Consider the following 17,683-nt stretch of genomic DNA (forward strand, 5'->3'; position numbering starts at 1 on the left):
CGTGCCGAACGCAGCTCCGCCGCAGTACTGCCCCACGCCCCGGGAGCTCGACGACCTCGAGCTGCTGGCGATCGGGGCGCTCGCGCCGACGGTCGCCTTCGGCGAGGCGGACAGTCCGGTCACACTGACCCTTCCGGCCGACGTCGCCGACGCGGCGACATCGGCCGGCGCCGTCGAGCTCGTCGACCCCGAGGGCCTGCCCCTGGCCCGGGTCGGCGTGCCGGGCGGCGAGGTGACCCCGCTCACCCACGCGCAGTACGGGCCGTTCCGCCGCCTCTACCTCTCCCCCGCCCGGGTGCGCGAGCAGTACGCCGGACGGACCGTCGTCCCGGTCGTCGACGCCCTCACCGACGCACAGATCGACGACATCGGATCGGCCGGTCCGGTGCTGCTCCTCGCGCTCGTCGGCCACGGCACCCCCGAGCTCCCGCCGACCGGCCTGATCCGGGCCACGCTGGCCGCCGCCGCGCTGATGCCGGACGCCGCCGTCATCGCGGTCCCGCTCGCCTCACACGACGACGCCGAGATCGACCATGCGCTCGGCCTCCAGGTCGTCGCCAACTACGCCGGCCCCGACCCCGTCCGCGCGGTCGCCACGGTGGTTGCCGCCACGGTGGTGGAGGAAGGCGCGCCACCGCCCGCCACCACGGTGGTTGAGGAAGGCGCGCCACCGCCCGACACCACGGTGGTTGAGGAAGGCGCGCTAGCGCCTGTCTCGAAACCCACCTACCCACCCGCCATCCAGGCGATCGTCGACCAGGAGCGACCCGACCCGGTCGACCAGGGCCTCGTGCTCTTCTTCACCGGCCTGTCCGGCAGCGGCAAGTCGACGCTCGCCCGGGCCCTGATGGACCGGATCCTCGAGCAGGGCGCCCGGACGGTGACCAGCCTCGACGGCGACGTCGTCCGCCGCCACCTGTCCGCCGGCCTGACCTTCTCCAAGGCCGACCGGGAGACCAACATCCGCCGGATCGGCTGGGTCGCCGCCGAGATCTCCCGGCACGGCGGTCTCGCGGTGTGCAGCCCGATCGCACCCTTCGACGAGACCCGCCAGCAGGTGCGGACGATGGTCGAGGACGCCGGTGGCGCCTTCTTCCTCGTCCATGTGGCGACGCCGCTCGAGGAGTGCGAGCGGCGCGACCGCAAGGGGCTCTACGCCAAGGCCCGGCGCGGCGAGATCCCCGAGTTCACCGGCATCTCCTCGCCCTACGAGGAGCCCGAGGACGCCGACGTCCGCGTCGACACCACCGGCCGCAGCATCGAGGACGCGCTCGACGACGTCATCGACGCCCTGGCGGAGGCCGGCTACCTCGACCTGCGCGACGACGAGGGTGGTTTCGAGGCTCAGGCGCCAGGGCGCCTTCGCACCTCAACCACCGACCCGGTGGTTGAGGTGCGAGGAGCGCCAGCGACGAGCCTCGAAACCACCGACCCGGGCAACACGGTGGTTAAGGAAGGCGCGGCACCGCCGGACGCCACGGTGGTTGAGGAAGGCGCGGCACCGCCGGACGCCACGGTGGTTGAGGAAGGCGCGGCACCGCCGGACGCCACGGTGGTTGAGGAAGGCGCGCTAGCGCCTGTCTCGAAACCACCCCACCCGGGCGACCCCCTCGGCGTCCTCTTCGTCTGCACCGCCAACATCTGCCGCTCGCCGTACATGGAGCTCGCCGCCCGCGAGCTCGCCGGCACCGACGGCGCCGTGGTCTTCTCGGGGGCCGGCACCCACGGCTCGGCCGGTGGGGCGTTCGACGCGGAGATGGCCGGGATCTACCGCCAGGCGGGGGGCAGCGACGGGCACACGTTCAGCAGTCGCCCGCTCACCACCGACCTGCTGCGGGACGCCGACCTGGTGCTCACCGCGGAGAGCTCCCACCGCCAGTTCATCCTCGACGACCACCCGGCGCTGTTCCGCAAGGTGTTCACGCTCGGCCAGTTCGCCGAGGTCGTCCGCAACGGGGACGCCGACCTGGCCGGACGCGAGCTGATCGCGTACGCCGCGGAGCACCGCGGCCCGGCCGACCCGGACCTCGACGTACCGGACCCCTATCGCCGTGGGCCGGAGGCGGCCCGGGCGTGCGCCCACCAGCTCGACGAGCTCCTGCGCGTCGTCGTGCCGGCGCTCACCGGTGCGAGGAGGATCGACGGATGAGCGAGGTGATCACCACCGGGTTCTTCTCTATCCTGGCGGCCGGCTTCCTCGTGGGCGTGATCGTCGGTCTCACCGGGATGGGTGGCGGCGCGCTGATGACGCCCGCGCTGATCTTCCTCGGCGTCGGCGACGCGGCCACCGTGGTGACCGCCGACCTCACCGCCGCCGCGATCTACAAGACCGGCGGCGCGGTGGTGCACGCGAAAGAGGGCTCACCCAACCTGACCCTCGCGAAGTGGCTGATCATCGGGTCGGTGCCGATGGCGCTGCTCGGCCCGTGGGTGATCCACCGGCTCGCGGGCGGGTCCCCGGACACGCTCGACGAGCTGCTCAAGCTGTGCATCGGCTTCGCGCTGCTGCTGGCCGCCGCGACGTACGCCCTGCGCCTCTACATCAACCTGCGCCGGGTCCGGGGCGGGGCGCCCGAGGCCGATCCGAACCCGCACATCCGCCCGCTGGCGACGCTGCTGGTCGGCGCCCTCGGCGGCCTGCTCGTCGGCATCACCAGCGTCGGCTCCGGCTCGGTCATCATGATCGCGCTGCTGATGCTCTACCCCGGCCTGTCGGCCGTGAAGCTGGTCGGCACCGACCTCGTGCAGGCGGTCCCGCTCGTGCTGGCGGCCGCCATCTCGAACATCGCCATCCACGGCATCGACTGGTCGATCCTGGTGCCGCTCGTGCTGGGCTCCCTGCCCGGCACGCTGCTCGGCAGCCGGATCGCGCCGCGGGTGCCGCAGTCGATCATCCGGCGCGGGATCGTGATCGTGCTGACCATGTCGGGCATCGCCCTGCTCGACAAGGCGGGCTGGGCCCCGCTCGGCAAGGAGGAGACCCACCCGATGCTGATCGCACTGGTCGGCGTCGCGATGCTGGTGCTGGTGCCGTTCATCTGGGGCCTGCTGCGCAAGGGGCAGGGCCTCCCCATGTTCGGGGCGCCCACCGTGGCCGAGCTCGACGACGTCGAGTACGACGCCGCGAAGGTCCGCGATCGAGGCTGACGGACCAGCTACCTGCTGCAGTACTTGATCTCCAGCGTGCGTTCGCGGGCTGCGAGCCAGTCGGCGAGATGACCCTCGCCGTCCGCGGCCGATCGCAGCTGTTCGGCGAGACGATGGTCCATCGTGACGAGTGCGTCATCGGCCTCCAGCGCGGCAGCCGTGATCCAGCAGTCGTTGTGCGACACCTTCCTGCTGACCGCCGAGCTCACGACACCGAACAGATGCGCCTGCTCGGCGCTTGCCGACAGCGGCACCACCGTCAGCTCCTCCCGGCTGAACCTCAGGGTGGCGCCACGCCTTGCCTTCGTGGCCTCGTCAGGCGCTTCCAGGACGCCTCGCTCGAGTTCGCCCAGCGTCACCGCATGGATTGCCGGCACACCATCACCGGCGGCCTCCAGCAGCCATCGCACCAGAGCCGCATCCTGCAGCTCGACCCAGCCGATGACGGCCGACGTGTCGAGCATCAACCCCACAGCGCCTCGTCCTTCGCCGCCTGAGCCGCGACGTCGGCCTGCTTCGAGTCCACCAGCTCCTCGAACGCGCCGGTGTCGCCGGACGACGCCTGCTCCGCCTTCGCGACCAGAGTCTCGATCGGCCGGAGATTGTGCGCCGGGCGAATCTCGGCGACGCGGTCGCCGCGGCTGGTCAGGTAGACCACGTCACCCGCACGCACCGCCTCGAGCACGCGCGACGTGTGGTTCCGCAGCTCCCTGATGCCGAATTCACGGACGGCCATGCTCACGAATGTAGCACTTCCCAGGAACGAGGTGCTACGCGTTGCTGCCGGTGCGCGACATCGACTCAGTCGCGACCGTAGATGTCGCGCGTGTAGACCTTGTCGGCCACGTCCTCGAGCACATCGGTGTGCCGGTTGGCGACGATCACGTCGGCGCGGCCCTTGAACTGGTCGAGGTCGCGGACCACTTCGGAGCTGAAGAAGTCGTTGACCTCCAACGTCGGCTCGTAAACGATCACTTCAACGCCCTTGGCCTTGATGCGCTTCATCACACCCTGGATCGACGACATCCGGTAGTTGTCCGAGCCCGCCTTCATGATCAGCCGATAGATGCCGACAGTCCGCGGTTTCCGGCGGAGGATGTCGGCGGCCACGAAGTCCTTGCGCGTGGTGTTGGCCTCCACGATGGCGCTGATCAGGTTCTGCGGGACGTCGCGGTAGTTGGCCTGCAGCTGCTTGGTGTCCTTCGGCAGGCAGTAGCCGCCGTAGCCGAAGCTGGGGTTGTTGTAGTGGCTGCCGATCCGCGGGTCCAGACCCACGCCCTCGATGATCTGGGCGGTGTCGAGGCCGTGCGTCGCGGCGTACGTGTCGAGCTCGTTGAAGTAGGCGACCCGCAGCGCGAGATAGGTGTTGGCGAACAGCTTGATCGCCTCGGCCTCGGTGGAGTCGGTGAGCAGCACCGGTACGTCGTCGTCCTCGGCACCCTCGAGCAGCAGATCGGCGATCAGCTTGCCCGCCTCACCACGGTCACCGACGACGATGCGCGAGGGGTGCAGGTTGTCGTGGAGCGCACGGCCCTCGCGCAGGAACTCCGGGCTGAAGACGATGCAGGCACCCGGATGCTCCTCGCGCAGCCGACGGGTGAACCCGACGGGCACCGTCGACTTGATCACCACCACCGCCGACGGGGTGACCGCGAGCACCTCCCCGACGGCCGACTCCACGGAGCTGGTGTCGAAGAAGTTGGTGCGCGGGTCGTAGTCGGTGGGCGTGGCGACCACGGCGACCTCGATGTCGGCGTACGCCGCCTGCCGGTCCGAGGTCGCCGTCAGCCGGAGCTCGCGCTCGGCGAAGTACTCCTCCAGCTCCGGGTCCTCCACCGGGGACACCCGGCGGTTGACCTGGTCGATCCGATCGGGATCGAGGTCGACGGCCCAGACGTCGTGCCGTCGGGCGAGGATGACGGCGTTGGAGAGTCCGACGTACCCGAGGCCGACGATGGCGATCTTCACCCCCCGAGCCTAGGCGGGTGACCACCCACGTGGGCGAGCATGGACCGTTTCGCCGGGACGCCACCCGACGCCGTAAAGTGAAGCGAGCCACTCGACTTGATCGGCACTTCGTCCCTGACGAGGCCGGATCGCTACGATGTGGGCTGCTTGTCCCGAGGAGAGGTCGCAATCCAGTCATGACCGCAACGCACGCCGACTACCGGCTGAGTCAGCTCGACCAGCTGGAGGCGGAGTCGATCCACATCTTCCGCGAGGTCGCCGCCGAGTTCGAGAAGCCCGTCCTGATGTTCTCGGGCGGCAAGGACTCGATCGTGATGATGCGCCTGGCGGAGAAGGCGTTCTACCCCGCGAAGATCCCGTTCCCGGTGCTCCAGGTCGACACCGGCTACGACTTCCCCGAGGTCATCGCCTGTCGTGACAACTGGGTCAGCCGGCTCGGTGCCCGCCTGATCGTGGCGAGTGTCGAGGAGGCGATCAAGGACGGCATCGTCATCGACGACGGCAAGACCAGCCGCAACCGCCTCCAGATCGGCACGCTGCTGAACGCACTCGAGGAGGGTGGCTTCACCGCCGCCTTCGGCGGCGGTCGCCGCGACGAGGAGAAGGCACGCGCGAAGGAGCGCGTCTACTCCCACCGTGACGAGTTCGGTCAGTGGGACCCGAAGAACCAGCGCCCCGAGCTGTGGAGCCTGTACAACGGCCGGATCCACGAGGGCGAGCACATGCGGATCTTCCCGATCTCCAACTGGACCGAGTTGGACATCTGGCACTACATCGGCCGTGAGGGCATCGAGATCCCCTCGATCTACTTCTCCCACCAGCGCCGCGTCTTCGAGCGCGACGGCATGCTCCTGACCGAGTCGGACTACAACCCGCTGCGCGCCGGAGAGACCGCGGCCGAGCGGACCGTCCGGTTCCGCACCGTCGGCGACCTCACCCTCACCGGCTGCGTCGAGTCCGAGGCCGACACCATCGACAAGATCATCGACGAGATCGCCATCGCCCGCGTCACCGAGCGCGGCGCGACCCGTGGCGACGACCGGTTCTCCGAGGCAGCGATGGAGGACCGGAAGAAGGAAGGCTACTTCTGATGAGCGACCTCACCACCGACCTCACGAAGGCTGAGGTTGCGCAGGAGGCCCGGAACATGGACCTCCTCCGGTTCGCCACCGCGGGCTCGGTCGACGACGGCAAGTCGACCCTGATCGGTCGGCTGCTGCTGGACTCCAAGTCGATCTTCGAGGACCAGCTCGAGGCCGTCGAGGCCACCAGCCAGTCCAAGGGCTACGACTACACCGACCTGGCGCTGCTGACCGACGGACTGCGCTCGGAGCGCGAGCAGGGCATCACGATCGACGTCGCGTACCGCTACTTCGCGACCCCGACGCGGAAGTTCATCATCGCCGACACCCCCGGGCACGTGCAGTACACCCGGAACATGGTCACCGGCGCCTCCACCGCCGACCTGGGGCTGGTGCTCGTCGACGCCCGCCAGGGCCTGACCGAGCAGTCGCGGCGGCACGCGGTGATCCTCTCCCTGCTGCGCGTGCCGCACCTGGTGCTCGCGGTCAACAAGATGGACCTCGTCGACTACGACCAGGCCGTCTTCGACAAGATCCACGCCGAGTTCACCCAGTTCGCCACCAAGCTGAACATCCCCGACCTCCAGGTCATCCCGATCTCGGCGCTCAAGGGCGACAACGTCGTCGAGCGGTCGGCCAGCATGGGCTGGTACTCCGGCCCCACCCTGATGCACCACCTCGAGAACGTCCACGTCGCCTCCGACCGCGACCTGGTCGACGTCCGCTTCCCGGTGCAGTACGTCGTGCGCCCCAAGTCCGACGAGCACCACGACTACCGCGGCTACGGCGGGATGGTCGCCGGCGGCGTCCTCAAGCCGGGCGACGAGGTCGTCGTGCTGCCCTCGGGGATGACCTCGAAGATCGCCGGCATCGACCTGTTCGACACCGAGGTCACCGAGGCCTTCCCGCCCATGTCGGTCACCGTGCGTCTCGAGGACGACCTCGACGTCTCCCGCGGCGACCTGATCGCCCGGGTCAACAACGCCCCCAAGCCGTCCCAGGACATCGACGCGATGATCTGCTGGATGACCAACGAGCCGCTCCGCCCGCGGCAGAAGCTCGCCATCAAGCACACCACCCGCTCGGCGCGCGCCCTGGTCAAGGACATCCAGTACCGCCTCGACGTCAACACCCTGCACCGCGACCAGGAGACCCGGGAACTCGGCCTCAACGAGATCGGCCGCGTCCAGCTCCGCACCACCGTGCCCCTGCTGTGCGACCCCTACTCCAAGAACCGCGCCACCGGCTCCTTCATCCTCATCGACGAAGCCACCGGCGTCACCGTCGGCGCCGGCATGATCAACACCAGCAGCTGACGGCTCGGCTCTCAAGGTTCGTGCAAGGCCGCGCCAGCGGCGACGTACGTGGGGGACACTCGTTCTGTGCACCTGCTCGACTGCTCGGTCCGCGACTACGCCTGGGGCTCGCCCAACCACATCCCGAGGTTCCTCGGGCACGAGCCGACCGGTGACCCGCAGGCGGAGCTGTGGATCGGGGCCCACGACGGCGACCCGTCGCGGCTTCCGGGCGGGGAGCCGCTCAACGACGCGATCCGTCGCGATCCGGACGCGATGATCGGCGGCCGGGTCCAGAAGCTCTTCGGCCCCCGGCTGCCGTTCCTCGTCAAGGCGCTCTCGGCGGCCGAGCCGCTCTCGCTCCAGGTGCATCCGACGACCGAACGGGCCCGGATCGGCTACGACGCCGAGGACGCCGCCGGGATCCCGGTCGACGCACCGGTGCGGAGCTACCGGGACAAGTTCCACAAGCCCGAGCTCATCCTGGCGGTGACGCGGTTCGAGGGGATGGCCGGGTTCCGCGACGTCGACAGCTCGGCACGGATCCTGCGGATGCTCGACGTGCCGTGGGCCGACGACGTCGCCTGGCGCCTCGAGGACGGTCCGGCCTTCCAGTCGCTGCGCGGCGTCGTGACCGACATGCTGGCCATGGAGGGCCCCGGACTCGAGAAGCTCCTCGCGGAGGTGAAGACCGCGGCCATCCGCGCCGAGGAGCGCGGCCACCGCGAGGACCTGCGCACCGGTCAGCGCCTGCGGGATCGGACCAGCGTGTCCCGCGAAGCGACCCGGGTCTTCGCGCAGACCGTCTCGCTCGTCGACCGCTACCCGAGCGATCCCGGCGTGCTCGTCACCTTGCTCCTCAACCACGTCGTCCTCGCCCCGGGCGAGGCGATGTACCTCGACGCCGGCGTCATCCACGCCTACACGTCCGGGTTCGGCGTCGAGATCATGGCGGCCTCCGACAACGTCCTGCGCGCCGGGCTCACCCCCAAGCACGTGGACGTGCCGGAGCTGCTCCAGATCACGAACTTCACTCCGGTCCCACCCCCGCTGTGGCAGCCGACGGTCCGCGGCGAGATCGCCTACTTCGATCCGCCGGTCACGGAGTTCTCGCTGTGGGTCGGCACACCGCCGATCGCCGGCCCGGCCATCGACGGCCCCCGCATCGTGCTCGTCCTCGACGGCGAGGTCACCGTCGAGACCGCGACGCAGTCCCAGCCGCTGCGACAGGGCCAGGCCCTCTTCATCGCCCATGCGGACGGACGGGCCGACGTCACCGGCTCGGGTCGGGTGGCCATCGCCTCCGTCCCCGGCTGACCGCAGGCTGCCGATCCCGCGGCGGTCGAGGCGCGAACCCGCGCCAGCGCCCGAGCCCACAACCCCGACCCCACGGTGGTCGAGGTGCGAAGGCGCGCCAGCGTCTCAGCCCTGCCCCGACCCCACGGTGGTTGAGGTGCGAAGGCGCGCCAGCGTCTCAGCCCTACCCCGTCCCACGGTGGTTGAGGTGCGAAGGCGCGCTAGCGCCTGAGCCTCGAAACCACCACGCCCAGGAGACTCTCAGCCCGCCTCGCGCAGGCTGCCGACGTGCTGGCGGTACCACGCCACGGTCGACGCGAGGCCGTCTCGCAGCCCGATCTGGGCGTCCCAGCCGATGTCGTGCAGCTTGGTGACGTCGAGGAGCTTCTGCGGAGTGCCGTCGGGCTTGCCCGTGTCCCACTCGGTGGCACCCTCGTACCCCACCGCCTCGGCGACGAGGGCGGCGATCTCCCGGATGGTCGCGTCCTTGCCGGTGCCGACGTTGACCTGCTCCGGACCGTCGTAGTGCTCGAGCAGGAAGAGGCACGCGGCCGCCATGTCGTCGACGTGGAGGAACTCCCGACGAGGGTTACCCGTGCCCCAGTTGGTGACGACCTCCGCGCCCGAGGCGCGGGCCTCGTCGTAACGGCGGATCAGCGCCGGCAGCACGTGGCTTCCGGTCGGCGAGAAGTTGTCACCGGGTCCGTAGAGGTTGGTCGGCATCGCCGAGATCCACGGCCGGTCGTACTGGCGACGCACCGCCTGCACCTGCAGGATGCCGGCGATCTTCGCGATCGCGTAGGCGTCGTTGGTCGGCTCCAGGTGGCCGGTGAGGAGAGAGTCCTCCTTGATCGGCTGAGGTGCGAACTTGGGATAGATGCACGACGAGCCGAGGAAGAGCAGGCGCTCGGTGCCGTGCTCGAGAGCGGCGTCCATCACGTTGGTCTGGATGCGCAGGTTGTCGGAGAGGAAGTCGACCGGGTAGGTGTCGTTGGCGAGGATGCCGCCGACCTTGGCCGCGGCGAGCACGACGTACGCCGGGCGCTCGGCGGCGAAGATGTCGAAGACGGCGTCGCGCTCGCGCAGGTCGAGCTCACCGGACGACCGGCCCAGCAGGTGACTGTGGCCCCGCGACTCGAGCGCCCGCCAGATGGCTCCGCCGACCAGGCCGCGGTGTCCCGCGACGTAGATCGGCGCATCCTTCTCGAGGACGAACGCCGCGGCGCTGGTCATTCGCCCGTGCCCAGGACGGGCCAGCCGTCGAGCCGGCACTGGTCGATCCAGGGGCGGCCGGCGTGTCCGAGCGCCTCGATGTCCGCGTCCACCATGATCCGGGCCAGCTCGTCGGCCTGGACGCTCGCCTTCCAGCCGAGCGCCTTCTCGGCCTTGATCGGGTCACCGATCAGTGCGTCGACCTCGGTCGGCCGCAGGTAGCGCTCGTCGAACCTGACGTGCTTCTCCCAGTCGAGGCCCGCGTGCTCGAAGGCCGTGACCACGAAGTCCCGGACCGTGAAGCTGCCGCCGGTCGCGAGCACGAAGTCGTCGGGCTCGTCGGCCTGGAGCATCCGCCACATGCCCTCGACGTACTCCGGCGCGTAGCCCCAGTCACGGACGGCGTCCAGGTTGCCCATGTAGACGTAGTCGTCAAGGCCGGCCTGGATCCGGGCGACCGCGCGGGTCACCTTGCGGGTCACGAACGTCTCGCCGCGGCGCGGGGACTCGTGGTTGAAGAGGATGCCGTTGACCGCGAACATGCCGTAGCCCTCGCGGTAGTTGCGGGTCACCCAGTAGGCGTAGACCTTGGCCGCGCCGTACGGCGAGCGCGGGTAGAAGGGCGTCTCCTCGTTCTGCGGCGGCGGGGTCGCGCCGAACATCTCCGAGCTGGACGCCTGGTAGTAGCGGCAGTCGATGCCGGCCATCCGCACGGCCTCGAGCAGCCGCATCGCGCCGACGCCGGTGGTGTCGCCGGTGTGCTCGGGCTCGTCGAAGCTGACCCGCACGTGGGACTGCGCCGCGAGGTTGTAGACCTCGTTGGGCTCGATCTCGTGGAGCAGCGTCACCAGCCGCGCACCGTCGGAGAGGTCACCGTAGTGCAGGAAGAGCCTGGCCTCCGGGTCGTGCGGGTCCTGGTAGAGGTGGTCGATCCGCGACGTGTTGAAGGTCGACGCCCGGCGGATCAGGCCGTGTACCTCGTAGCCCTTGCCGAGCAGTAGCTCGGCCAGGTACGAACCGTCCTGGCCCGTAATGCCGGTGATCAACGCCTTCTTGCGGTCCATTCCGCCCTCTCCCAAATCTCGCCCGGGCACTCCATCGAGGCAGTCACAACTTGCCCGGCATCATGACAACCCTGCCACAGCCACTCGGCCACAGTTCGTTCGGTCCGGAACACCCCCGGGACGACCGCTGCTGAGCAGCAATCCACGCCGGACATCATGCCCTGCAGGTGCCTGAGATGGGCCATTCCGGCACCCTGCTTCAGGGTTGTCGCCGAGTCCCCGCTAACACGCGGTGCTCGACCGACCAACGAGCCGCTCCGTCCGCGGCAGAAGCTCGCCATCAAGCACACCACCCGCTCGGCGCGCGCCCTGGTCAGAGACATCCAGTACCGCCTCGACGTCAACACCCTGCACCGCGACCAGGAGACCCGGGAACTCGGCCTCAACGAGATCGGCCGCGTCCAGCTCCGCACCACCGTGCCCCTGCTGTGCGACCCCTACTCCAAGAACCGCGCCACCGGCTCCTTCATCCTCATCGACGAAGCCACCGGCGTCACCGTCGGCGCCGGCATGATCAACACCAGCAGCTAGACGCTCACTAGTTCTTCATACACATCCGCGATTTCGCGGATCATCCTCTCGGGCCTGTAGCGCGAGAGATCTCGGCGCTGCAACTGCTCGCGCATGGAACCCAGCCGTTCGGGCTCGCTGATCAACAACCGCAACGTGCGAGCCATCACACGTGCCTCCATTTCCGAGAACTCGAGGACTCCTGGTCCAGCGAGCCCGCTCAACGCACCGCGACCGGAGGTCAGGATTGGCGTTCCCGACACAAGCGCCTCTAGAGCAGACAATCCCATCGTCTCAGGGAAGAGCGACGGGACGACCATGAGGTCGGCCCCAGCAACCAGCTCAGATGCGCGGTTGGGTTCGACATGCCCCAGGTACTCAATCGTTGGATCGACACGAGTTCTCTCGACCACCAGACCGGCGAGCTCCCCGTCGCCGGCGATTCGAAGCCGACCGCCCGCAGGGGACCCGAGCTCTGCCCACGCGTCGAGAAGCTCCCGTATCCCCTTGGTCGGATGGAGTCGGCCCATGAAAAGGAGGCTCACCCGCTCCCGCTCGACGAACCTACGAGCGGAATGCGTTGCCGAAGTACTAGCCCAAGGAATGACGCGAATCTTCTCTCTCGGCAGGCCCGCCCTGACCATGGCGTCACGAGAAAACTGCGAAGGCACGATGAACCTGTCAGCGGCGCTTCTATACCGCCGGCGGTACAGCACAGCCTCCACGGAGCAGGCGGCCGACGCAGCAACGCTGCCCTGAATACAACGATGGATGACAGCCGGGACGGGAACCGCCCTCCCGACACAGTCGCGACAGACCTGACCCTCCCGATACAAGGTGTAACAAGGCGCGGCGAGCTTGTAGTCGTGCAGCGTCATGACCGTCGGCCCCGCAAACACACCGAGCACCGACGGGCTGAGTTGGTGATAGATGGAGTGCATGTGAACGACATCCGGCTCGAAGTCCCCGACCTTCGTTTCCAGCGCCTGACGTGCGGCCCGATTCCAATACATCTGCACGAGGGCCTTGGCGCGATCCGCCGCCGATCCAGCATTGACGTCGAACGCCCGTGCTCGCTTTGGAAGCAACTCGCTTGAGAAGAGATCGACCTCATGTCCAGCACGCACAAGGCCAACGGAAAGATCAGCCAGATGCCGCTCGACTCCGCCCTGAAACCCGGCGAACTTCGAGACCATGAGAATTCTCATGCAGCCCTCTCCCCCTCAGTAGGACACAGCAAAGAATTGCGACAGTTATCCAGGACGGACGAATACTCACATAACTGTACGCGCCCAGAAGAATGTAGGCACAGAAGAACGAGAACCAGACTGCACTCGCGGCGGTCCCGCGTTCATGCAAGCTGCGTCGCGCGCCCGCCAAGAGGAGGCCGAGCAAGAACGCGCCAACCAACACACCAGCAATGCCGAAGTCGAGGTACAGGCCACCCCAGATCGTTGGGGGCGAGCCGCCGACAACGAGCGGATCCCGACCGATGGCAACGGTGACCAGTCGGTCGGATCTCTCGTGATTCGACGAGAGGAAGTTCAGCAGGTCGCCGGCGATGAATTGACCGTTCGTGTTCTCCTGCGAGATCAGGAGAGTCAGAACCCGCGGACCGGTCTGCAGAGACCTGTCCAGCGAGTCAAGAACAGACCCGTTGGTCACGACGCCGGACGTTGTATCACGCAGATATCCGATTGCCCCCAACAGGACAGCACCCGCCGACAGGCCGCCGATGACCCATGGCAGACGAGGGCGGCGGACTTCGACCCAATAGAGCGCGACGGCGACCAATGGAAATAGGAACAGCGAACGGCCACCGTTGAGCATCAGGATCAGCAGAGATGCGGAGGCGAGCACGAGAAACTTCCTCGGCACCGCGCCTTCTATTAGCAGAATGCCCGCCAGAATGATGTTTGTTTGCAGGACAGGCAGAATTAATGGCCAGAAGCGCCCGAAGACACCGTAGTCGATTGAGTTGAGCCGAGCGGCGTTGATGTCGCCAGAAAGGATCGGGACGACACCGGTCGCGTAGTTCAAGACCGCGAGACAAATGGCAGCACAGCCAATGAACAGATATGCCGAGAATGTGCTCGGATCTTTCTGATCCCGGCTGCTTTGGGGCCGGCGAGAGTCGAGGGAGGATGAATTTGGCGCACCGGAGGGAATGAGTCGACCTGAAGCGATCAACCCGCATATCAGCGCAGCGAATCCAGCGACATACAGGAGTTCGACGCTCAACGTCGGGTTGACGTTGTAGATGGGCCGGTCACGGGGCATGGATCCGACGGCCAGCACAAGCACCATCGCAAAGATGACGATCGCGACCGCTCCTCCCGCGATGGAGGATCGTCTCCGATATACGACAATGACGGCAACTCCGATTGCGAGCAACGTTCCCACCGAGAGAGCGGCGTCCGAGCCGCCCGCGACCACCACGCCCAGCGCCAAGGAGACCGCTAGGGCACACACACCAAATACCGGCATGGTGCTACCCGCGATCGATCCGAAGTCGGTCGTACAGATCGGCGTACTGCCGGGCCACCGTTCTCATGTCGACCCGATTCGCGATCGCAGCGGGACTGCGCGGGCTCGCAGCGGCCGTTCGAAGGGCCTCTTCCAGCTCGAGGACCGATCCGGGCGCAACGAGGTATGCATCGGCGTCGCCGGCGACGTCAACGATCCCGGGAATTGACGTGGCGACAATCGTGCATCCCGCCGTTGCCGCCTCGAGAAGGCTGTTGGGCATCCCTTCTGCGTGACTCGGCAACACGAAGACGTCTGCGGCCGCCATGATCGCCGGGAGGTCGTCATGTGGAACATGACCAAACGTCCGAACGGCTCTACCCACGGAGATCAGGTGGGGAATCTCGTCCCCGAGCTCGCGATAGAAACCGGTCGTCGGGCCCACAAGCCAGAGCTCGGCGTTGGGGAGGGCCGCCTCGTCCCACGCGAGCAGAAGGTCGAGAACGCCCTTGTGGACCACCGCGTAGCCGACGAAGACGAAGATCACCTTGTCCATGCTCGCTCCGTGCTGGGCCCTGGCCGCCTTGCGTCGAGTTGGATCGCTCGCGAACTTCCGCGCGTCAACTCCGTTCGTCACAATCAGCGTCTTCGCGCCATACCCGGCGTCGACAGCGACCTGCTTGCTGGTCGCATTCAGAACGAGGAAGGCGTCGGCGCAGTTGACCGAGAGGCCGTAGAGCCAGCCGACGGGCAAGAATCCAAGCTTCTTCGAACGGACGGTGAGAGCGTCATCCTCTCCGTCCCTGGTTGACTTCACCACCACCACTGCACCGATCAGGCGTCCCGCAACCGATGGGGGGATCGACCACCAGTACGCGCCGTGGATGTGAACGACCGCCGGACGGTCCCGGAGCACGAAGAAGGCAGCACAGACCCCCAGGGCGATGGTCGTGGCCAGGCGAAGGATCCTCCGATCCGGAACCACTCCCTTCGCTACCCGAGTGACTGCGAGTCCGTCGATCTGGTGGCTACCCACACCCGATTGGTCGAGCGACACGACACGTCCTCGCCAGCCATGGCTCGCCAGCGACTCCGCGAGAAGCACTGCCTGCGTTCCGGCTCCCCCGTAGACCGGCGGCACCTGCGAGCACACCATCAGGAACCGCTTGTTGTCCCGAGGCACGGCCCTACTCCTCTCCCAACACGATCGCGCAGAACGTCTCGGGTGCCAGCCGACTCGCTACGCGCTCGCGAGCAGCACGCCAGCCATCGTCCGGGACGAAGTTGTTTGCCTTCTCGATGATGTCGCGCCACGCATACGCGTCGCTGTCGGGCGGGACGAGAAAACAGAGACCTTCAGTCTCAGGTCCTAGCGCCGCGCGAACCGGCGCACAGTCCGTGGCGACTGGCACCAGTCCGGCGGCTAGGTACTCCAGCACCTTGTATGCGGCCTTCCGATCGCTCCAGCGGTCAGAGTATTGGGGCATGACTCCCACTCGAGACCTCGCCAGCGCTTCGTTCTCGGCGTCCGGTGACCAGACGACCATGGAGATGTTCGGATGAGGAGTGCCGCTAGTTGGCGCACCCACAAGACAGAGGCTCAGACTCGGCTCGTTTCTCACCGCAGCTCGGACCACATCCGTGTTGGAGAACGTCGATGGCGAGCCTAGCCACACTAAGCCCTCCCGCTCGACAACGTTGCTCGGACGAGGCTTCGGATACGGCCCTGCGAAAACGGCGACAGGCGACGCTGAGAGCTTTCGGAGGTCGATTGCGAGGAGCTCGGTCGTCGTCGTCACCAAGTCGGCTGCGTCTGCAGCGCCCGTCACGCGGCTCCTCAGCTGCGCCGCGCGTTTCACGGAATCTCCGGGGTACCCCAGGTAGATCGCATCATCGATCTCGAACACAAGACGGCACCGACTAGCGCAGCGGAGCACGCGCAAGGCCCACCGAGGTGGTGCGACCTTCTGTAGCACAACCACCGACGGCCGCGTCTGAAAGAGCATGACAAGCAGACGGAGCGGCCAAACAGCCCCATCCGTGAAGAGCCAGCGCGTCTGCCACCCCTGAGATCGAGCCAGCTCCAGCAGTGGCCCCACGCGGACGCGCGCGCTAGCCGTCGCTCTCGTTCCCACTGAGACGCACACAAGGGCGTTCTCAGATCTCGGCACCCAACACCCCCTTGATCTCACGCCGCACGGCCGAGAGCAGAAGACACCCAGCGCAGACAAGCGCGACGATGACGACAGTCGCCACCGTCGGGAGAAAGGCTGCAACGCCCTCAGCGAGGCTCAAGCCACCGTAGACAGTCACTGAGGTCGCCAGCAGCAGGACGGCTGATGTCAGCACACCGCGATATTCGGTCAATGCCGCCCGGAGATGAGGACGAAGCTCGGATCGCGACACCAGAAAGAACGACCAAGCACAGCTGAGAACTGCCCCCAAGCTACTGCCGATCGCAACGGCAAGGTCAGGAGCGAACGGCTTGATGGCGAACGACCCGGCCGCGGTAGCTGCCAGTCCGAGTCCCGCCGAGACCATGACTCGGAAGTACATACGTTCAACGTAGAGGTAGGTCGTCGCTACGCCAGCCAGCGCGCAGGCAGCGACCCAGGGGAGCTGTGCGATAACGACGGCTGCGACCTTCACTGTGTCACCGCCGTCAAACGCCCCACGTTCGTAGAGAAGCTTCGTCATGGGTTCGGCTAGAGGCAGTGCGAATGCCAGGGTCGTACTGGTCAGAAGGAGCGTACCGGCAAGGGAGGCAGCAAAGACACGCGCGGCGCGGTCATGACTACGCTCGACGGCCAGTTGCGCGAGCTTGGGGGTGGATGTCAGCGCGAGTCCGAAGGCCGCAAGCATCAGAAGGCCCTGGGCAATCTTCTGCCCCAAACCCAACGCAGCTGTCGCTCCGGGGGCAACAGAGACCGCCAGCCCGCGTTCGAGGACGGGCTGGAACTTGGCTACCGCGGTGTACAGCGCGAGCCCCGTGAAGGCGCCTGGACCGATACCTCGGCTTCGAAGACCACGCGGGCGTCGACGAGCCACCGGGATGACGGTGGCGACAAACTGCACTAGGTAGCCGACCGTCAACGCGCCGCCCAATGCAACGGCAGTGAGTTCGTTCCTCGCCAAAGCCACGAACGCTACTAGCCCGACACCGTTGGCAACGGGTCCGACCGCTGCCACGACGAACCGACGATCCAAGTAGGCGACCGCTTGGGGGGTCGCCGTGAGGCCCGCGAGGAGAGCGGCTGGAGAGGCAGCCAGGAGCATCGTCCGCAGTTCGCCCTGACCCACGCCGAACGCGACGACACATTGCACGACCGAGAGAACACCACCGAGGCCCGCCGGATAGATCCACGTGCCGAGCGCGTAGTCGCGGTCGGCACCTCGGTGCATCCGCGGAACCAGGACCGAGGGGACCATCGAAAAGATCGTGACGGTGAGAAAGGTGACGATCGTCCAGCACAACTGGAAGTCGTCGGCCCTCGAGCCCAGTCCTAGCTGAGCGGCGAGAACCGCTTGGAAGACGAGCCCGACGCCAGCGTTGACGATCCCGATGATGGTCGTGATCCCGCCGGCTCGCGCCGCAGACGTGCCCCCGCTCACCTGGTCGCCAACAGGTCGACGACTCGACCCC

The 17,683-nt window shown here is 67.4% G+C and carries 16 protein-coding genes; 6 read left to right on the forward strand and 10 right to left on the reverse strand.

Annotated features, from left to right (window positions below):
* Position 1: 1 nt before the first annotated feature.
* Both cysC and KM427_RS22680 read left to right on the forward strand, forming a co-directional pair.
* Positions 2-2,149: an adenylyl-sulfate kinase gene (cysC, locus tag KM427_RS22675; RefSeq protein WP_215525393.1), complete on the forward strand. Its 2,148-nt coding sequence runs from the start codon at positions 2-4 to the stop codon at positions 2,147-2,149.
* Positions 2,146-3,147 (forward strand): sulfite exporter TauE/SafE family protein, encoded by a 1,002-nt coding sequence (locus KM427_RS22680; protein WP_215525394.1) that lies wholly within the window; start codon positions 2,146-2,148, stop codon positions 3,145-3,147. Before cysC ends, KM427_RS22680 begins: the two co-directional genes overlap by 4 nt.
* An 8-nt stretch (positions 3,148-3,155) precedes the next feature.
* Here KM427_RS22680 and KM427_RS22685 read toward each other — a convergent pair whose 3' ends face one another.
* The 3 genes from KM427_RS22685 to KM427_RS22695 all read right to left on the reverse strand — a co-directional run bounded on the left by KM427_RS22685 (position 3,156) and on the right by KM427_RS22695 (position 5,115).
* Entirely contained in the window at positions 3,156-3,611 is a 456-nt protein-coding gene (locus KM427_RS22685) for a type II toxin-antitoxin system VapC family toxin (RefSeq protein ID WP_252275443.1), read from the reverse strand.
* Complete coding sequence (locus KM427_RS22690; protein ID WP_286674397.1) at positions 3,611-3,883, reverse strand: type II toxin-antitoxin system Phd/YefM family antitoxin; 273 nt, start codon at positions 3,881-3,883, stop codon at positions 3,611-3,613. The genes KM427_RS22685 and KM427_RS22690 overlap by 1 nt, the downstream gene beginning before the upstream one ends.
* A 65-nt stretch (positions 3,884-3,948) precedes the next feature.
* Complete coding sequence (locus tag KM427_RS22695) at positions 3,949-5,115, reverse strand: nucleotide sugar dehydrogenase (RefSeq protein ID WP_215525397.1); 1,167 nt, start codon at positions 5,113-5,115, stop codon at positions 3,949-3,951.
* A gap of 176 nt (positions 5,116-5,291) precedes the next feature.
* Here KM427_RS22695 and cysD point away from each other — a divergent pair, with 176 nt between their 5' ends.
* From cysD to manA, 3 genes are all read left to right on the forward strand, one after another.
* On the forward strand, positions 5,292-6,206 hold the full coding sequence (gene cysD / locus KM427_RS22700) for a sulfate adenylyltransferase subunit CysD (protein ID WP_215525398.1): 915 nt from the start codon (positions 5,292-5,294) through the stop codon (positions 6,204-6,206).
* Positions 6,206-7,513 carry a sulfate adenylyltransferase subunit CysN gene (cysN, locus tag KM427_RS22705; RefSeq protein ID WP_215525399.1) on the forward strand — a complete coding sequence of 436 codons (1,308 nt, stop codon included), beginning with the start codon at positions 6,206-6,208 and terminating at the stop codon, positions 7,511-7,513. The genes cysD and cysN overlap by 1 nt, the downstream gene beginning before the upstream one ends.
* 66 nt (positions 7,514-7,579) lie before the next feature.
* Positions 7,580-8,809 carry a mannose-6-phosphate isomerase, class I gene (gene manA / locus KM427_RS22710; RefSeq protein WP_215525400.1) on the forward strand — a complete coding sequence of 410 codons (1,230 nt, stop codon included), beginning with the start codon at positions 7,580-7,582 and terminating at the stop codon, positions 8,807-8,809.
* 240 nt (positions 8,810-9,049) lie between these two features.
* Here the strand turns inward: manA and KM427_RS22715 are convergent, their stop codons facing one another.
* Complete coding sequence (locus KM427_RS22715) at positions 9,050-10,021, reverse strand: GDP-L-fucose synthase family protein (RefSeq protein WP_215525401.1); 972 nt, start codon at positions 10,019-10,021, stop codon at positions 9,050-9,052.
* Complete coding sequence (gene gmd / locus KM427_RS22720) at positions 10,018-11,064, reverse strand: GDP-mannose 4,6-dehydratase (protein WP_215525402.1); 1,047 nt, start codon at positions 11,062-11,064, stop codon at positions 10,018-10,020. Before gmd ends, KM427_RS22715 begins: the two co-directional genes overlap by 4 nt.
* Before the next feature lie 156 nt (positions 11,065-11,220).
* On the opposite strand from gmd, the gene KM427_RS22725 reads away from it, so the two are divergent.
* Entirely contained in the window at positions 11,221-11,595 is a 375-nt protein-coding gene (locus tag KM427_RS22725) for an elongation factor 1-alpha C-terminal domain-related protein (protein WP_252274777.1), read from the forward strand.
* On the opposite strand, the gene KM427_RS22730 is transcribed toward KM427_RS22725, so the two are convergent.
* The 5 genes from KM427_RS22730 to KM427_RS22750 form a co-directional block, all read right to left on the reverse strand.
* Positions 11,592-12,770: a glycosyltransferase family 4 protein gene (locus KM427_RS22730; protein WP_215525403.1), complete on the reverse strand. Its 1,179-nt coding sequence runs from the start codon at positions 12,768-12,770 to the stop codon at positions 11,592-11,594. The two genes, KM427_RS22725 and KM427_RS22730, sit on opposite strands and share 4 nt — an antisense overlap.
* Positions 12,718-14,025: an O-antigen polymerase gene (locus KM427_RS22735; protein ID WP_215525404.1), complete on the reverse strand. Its 1,308-nt coding sequence runs from the start codon at positions 14,023-14,025 to the stop codon at positions 12,718-12,720. The genes KM427_RS22730 and KM427_RS22735 overlap by 53 nt, the downstream gene beginning before the upstream one ends.
* A 40-nt stretch (positions 14,026-14,065) precedes the next feature.
* Complete coding sequence (locus tag KM427_RS22740) at positions 14,066-15,223, reverse strand: glycosyltransferase family 4 protein (protein WP_215525405.1); 1,158 nt, start codon at positions 15,221-15,223, stop codon at positions 14,066-14,068.
* A gap of 4 nt (positions 15,224-15,227) precedes the next feature.
* The gene (locus tag KM427_RS22745) at positions 15,228-15,947 is read right to left on the reverse strand and encodes a glycosyltransferase (RefSeq protein WP_215525406.1); all 720 of its coding nucleotides are present in this window, start codon (positions 15,945-15,947) and stop codon (positions 15,228-15,230) included.
* A gap of 250 nt (positions 15,948-16,197) precedes the next feature.
* Positions 16,198-17,652: a lipid II flippase MurJ gene (locus KM427_RS22750; protein WP_215525407.1), complete on the reverse strand. Its 1,455-nt coding sequence runs from the start codon at positions 17,650-17,652 to the stop codon at positions 16,198-16,200.
* Between the last annotated feature and the right edge of the window lie 31 nt (positions 17,653-17,683).

Origin of the sequence: Nocardioides sp. LMS-CY, assembly GCF_018732145.1 — a bacterium.
Taxonomy (GTDB): Bacteria; Actinomycetota; Actinomycetes; order Propionibacteriales; family Nocardioidaceae; genus Nocardioides; species Nocardioides soli.

What these genes read in the sequence shown, in the direction of transcription:
- gmd (WP_215525402.1), bottom strand. Translation starts at nt 11,064, where the DNA reads ATGGACCGCAAGAAGGCGTTGATCACCGGCATTACGGGCCAGGACGGT.
- KM427_RS22715 (WP_215525401.1), bottom strand. Translation starts at nt 10,021, where the DNA reads ATGACCAGCGCCGCGGCGTTCGTCCTCGAGAAGGATGCGCCGATCTAC.
- cysN (WP_215525399.1), top strand. Translation starts at nt 6,206, where the DNA reads ATGAGCGACCTCACCACCGACCTCACGAAGGCTGAGGTTGCGCAGGAG.
- cysD (WP_215525398.1), top strand. Translation starts at nt 5,292, where the DNA reads ATGACCGCAACGCACGCCGACTACCGGCTGAGTCAGCTCGACCAGCTG.
- KM427_RS22725 (WP_252274777.1), top strand. Translation starts at nt 11,221, where the DNA reads ATGCCCTGCAGGTGCCTGAGATGGGCCATTCCGGCACCCTGCTTCAGG.
- KM427_RS22680 (WP_215525394.1), top strand. Translation starts at nt 2,146, where the DNA reads ATGAGCGAGGTGATCACCACCGGGTTCTTCTCTATCCTGGCGGCCGGC.
- KM427_RS22685 (WP_252275443.1), bottom strand. Translation starts at nt 3,611, where the DNA reads ATGCTCGACACGTCGGCCGTCATCGGCTGGGTCGAGCTGCAGGATGCG.
- KM427_RS22690 (WP_286674397.1), bottom strand. Translation starts at nt 3,883, where the DNA reads ATGGCCGTCCGTGAATTCGGCATCAGGGAGCTGCGGAACCACACGTCG.
- KM427_RS22730 (WP_215525403.1), bottom strand. Translation starts at nt 12,770, where the DNA reads ATGGTCTCGAAGTTCGCCGGGTTTCAGGGCGGAGTCGAGCGGCATCTG.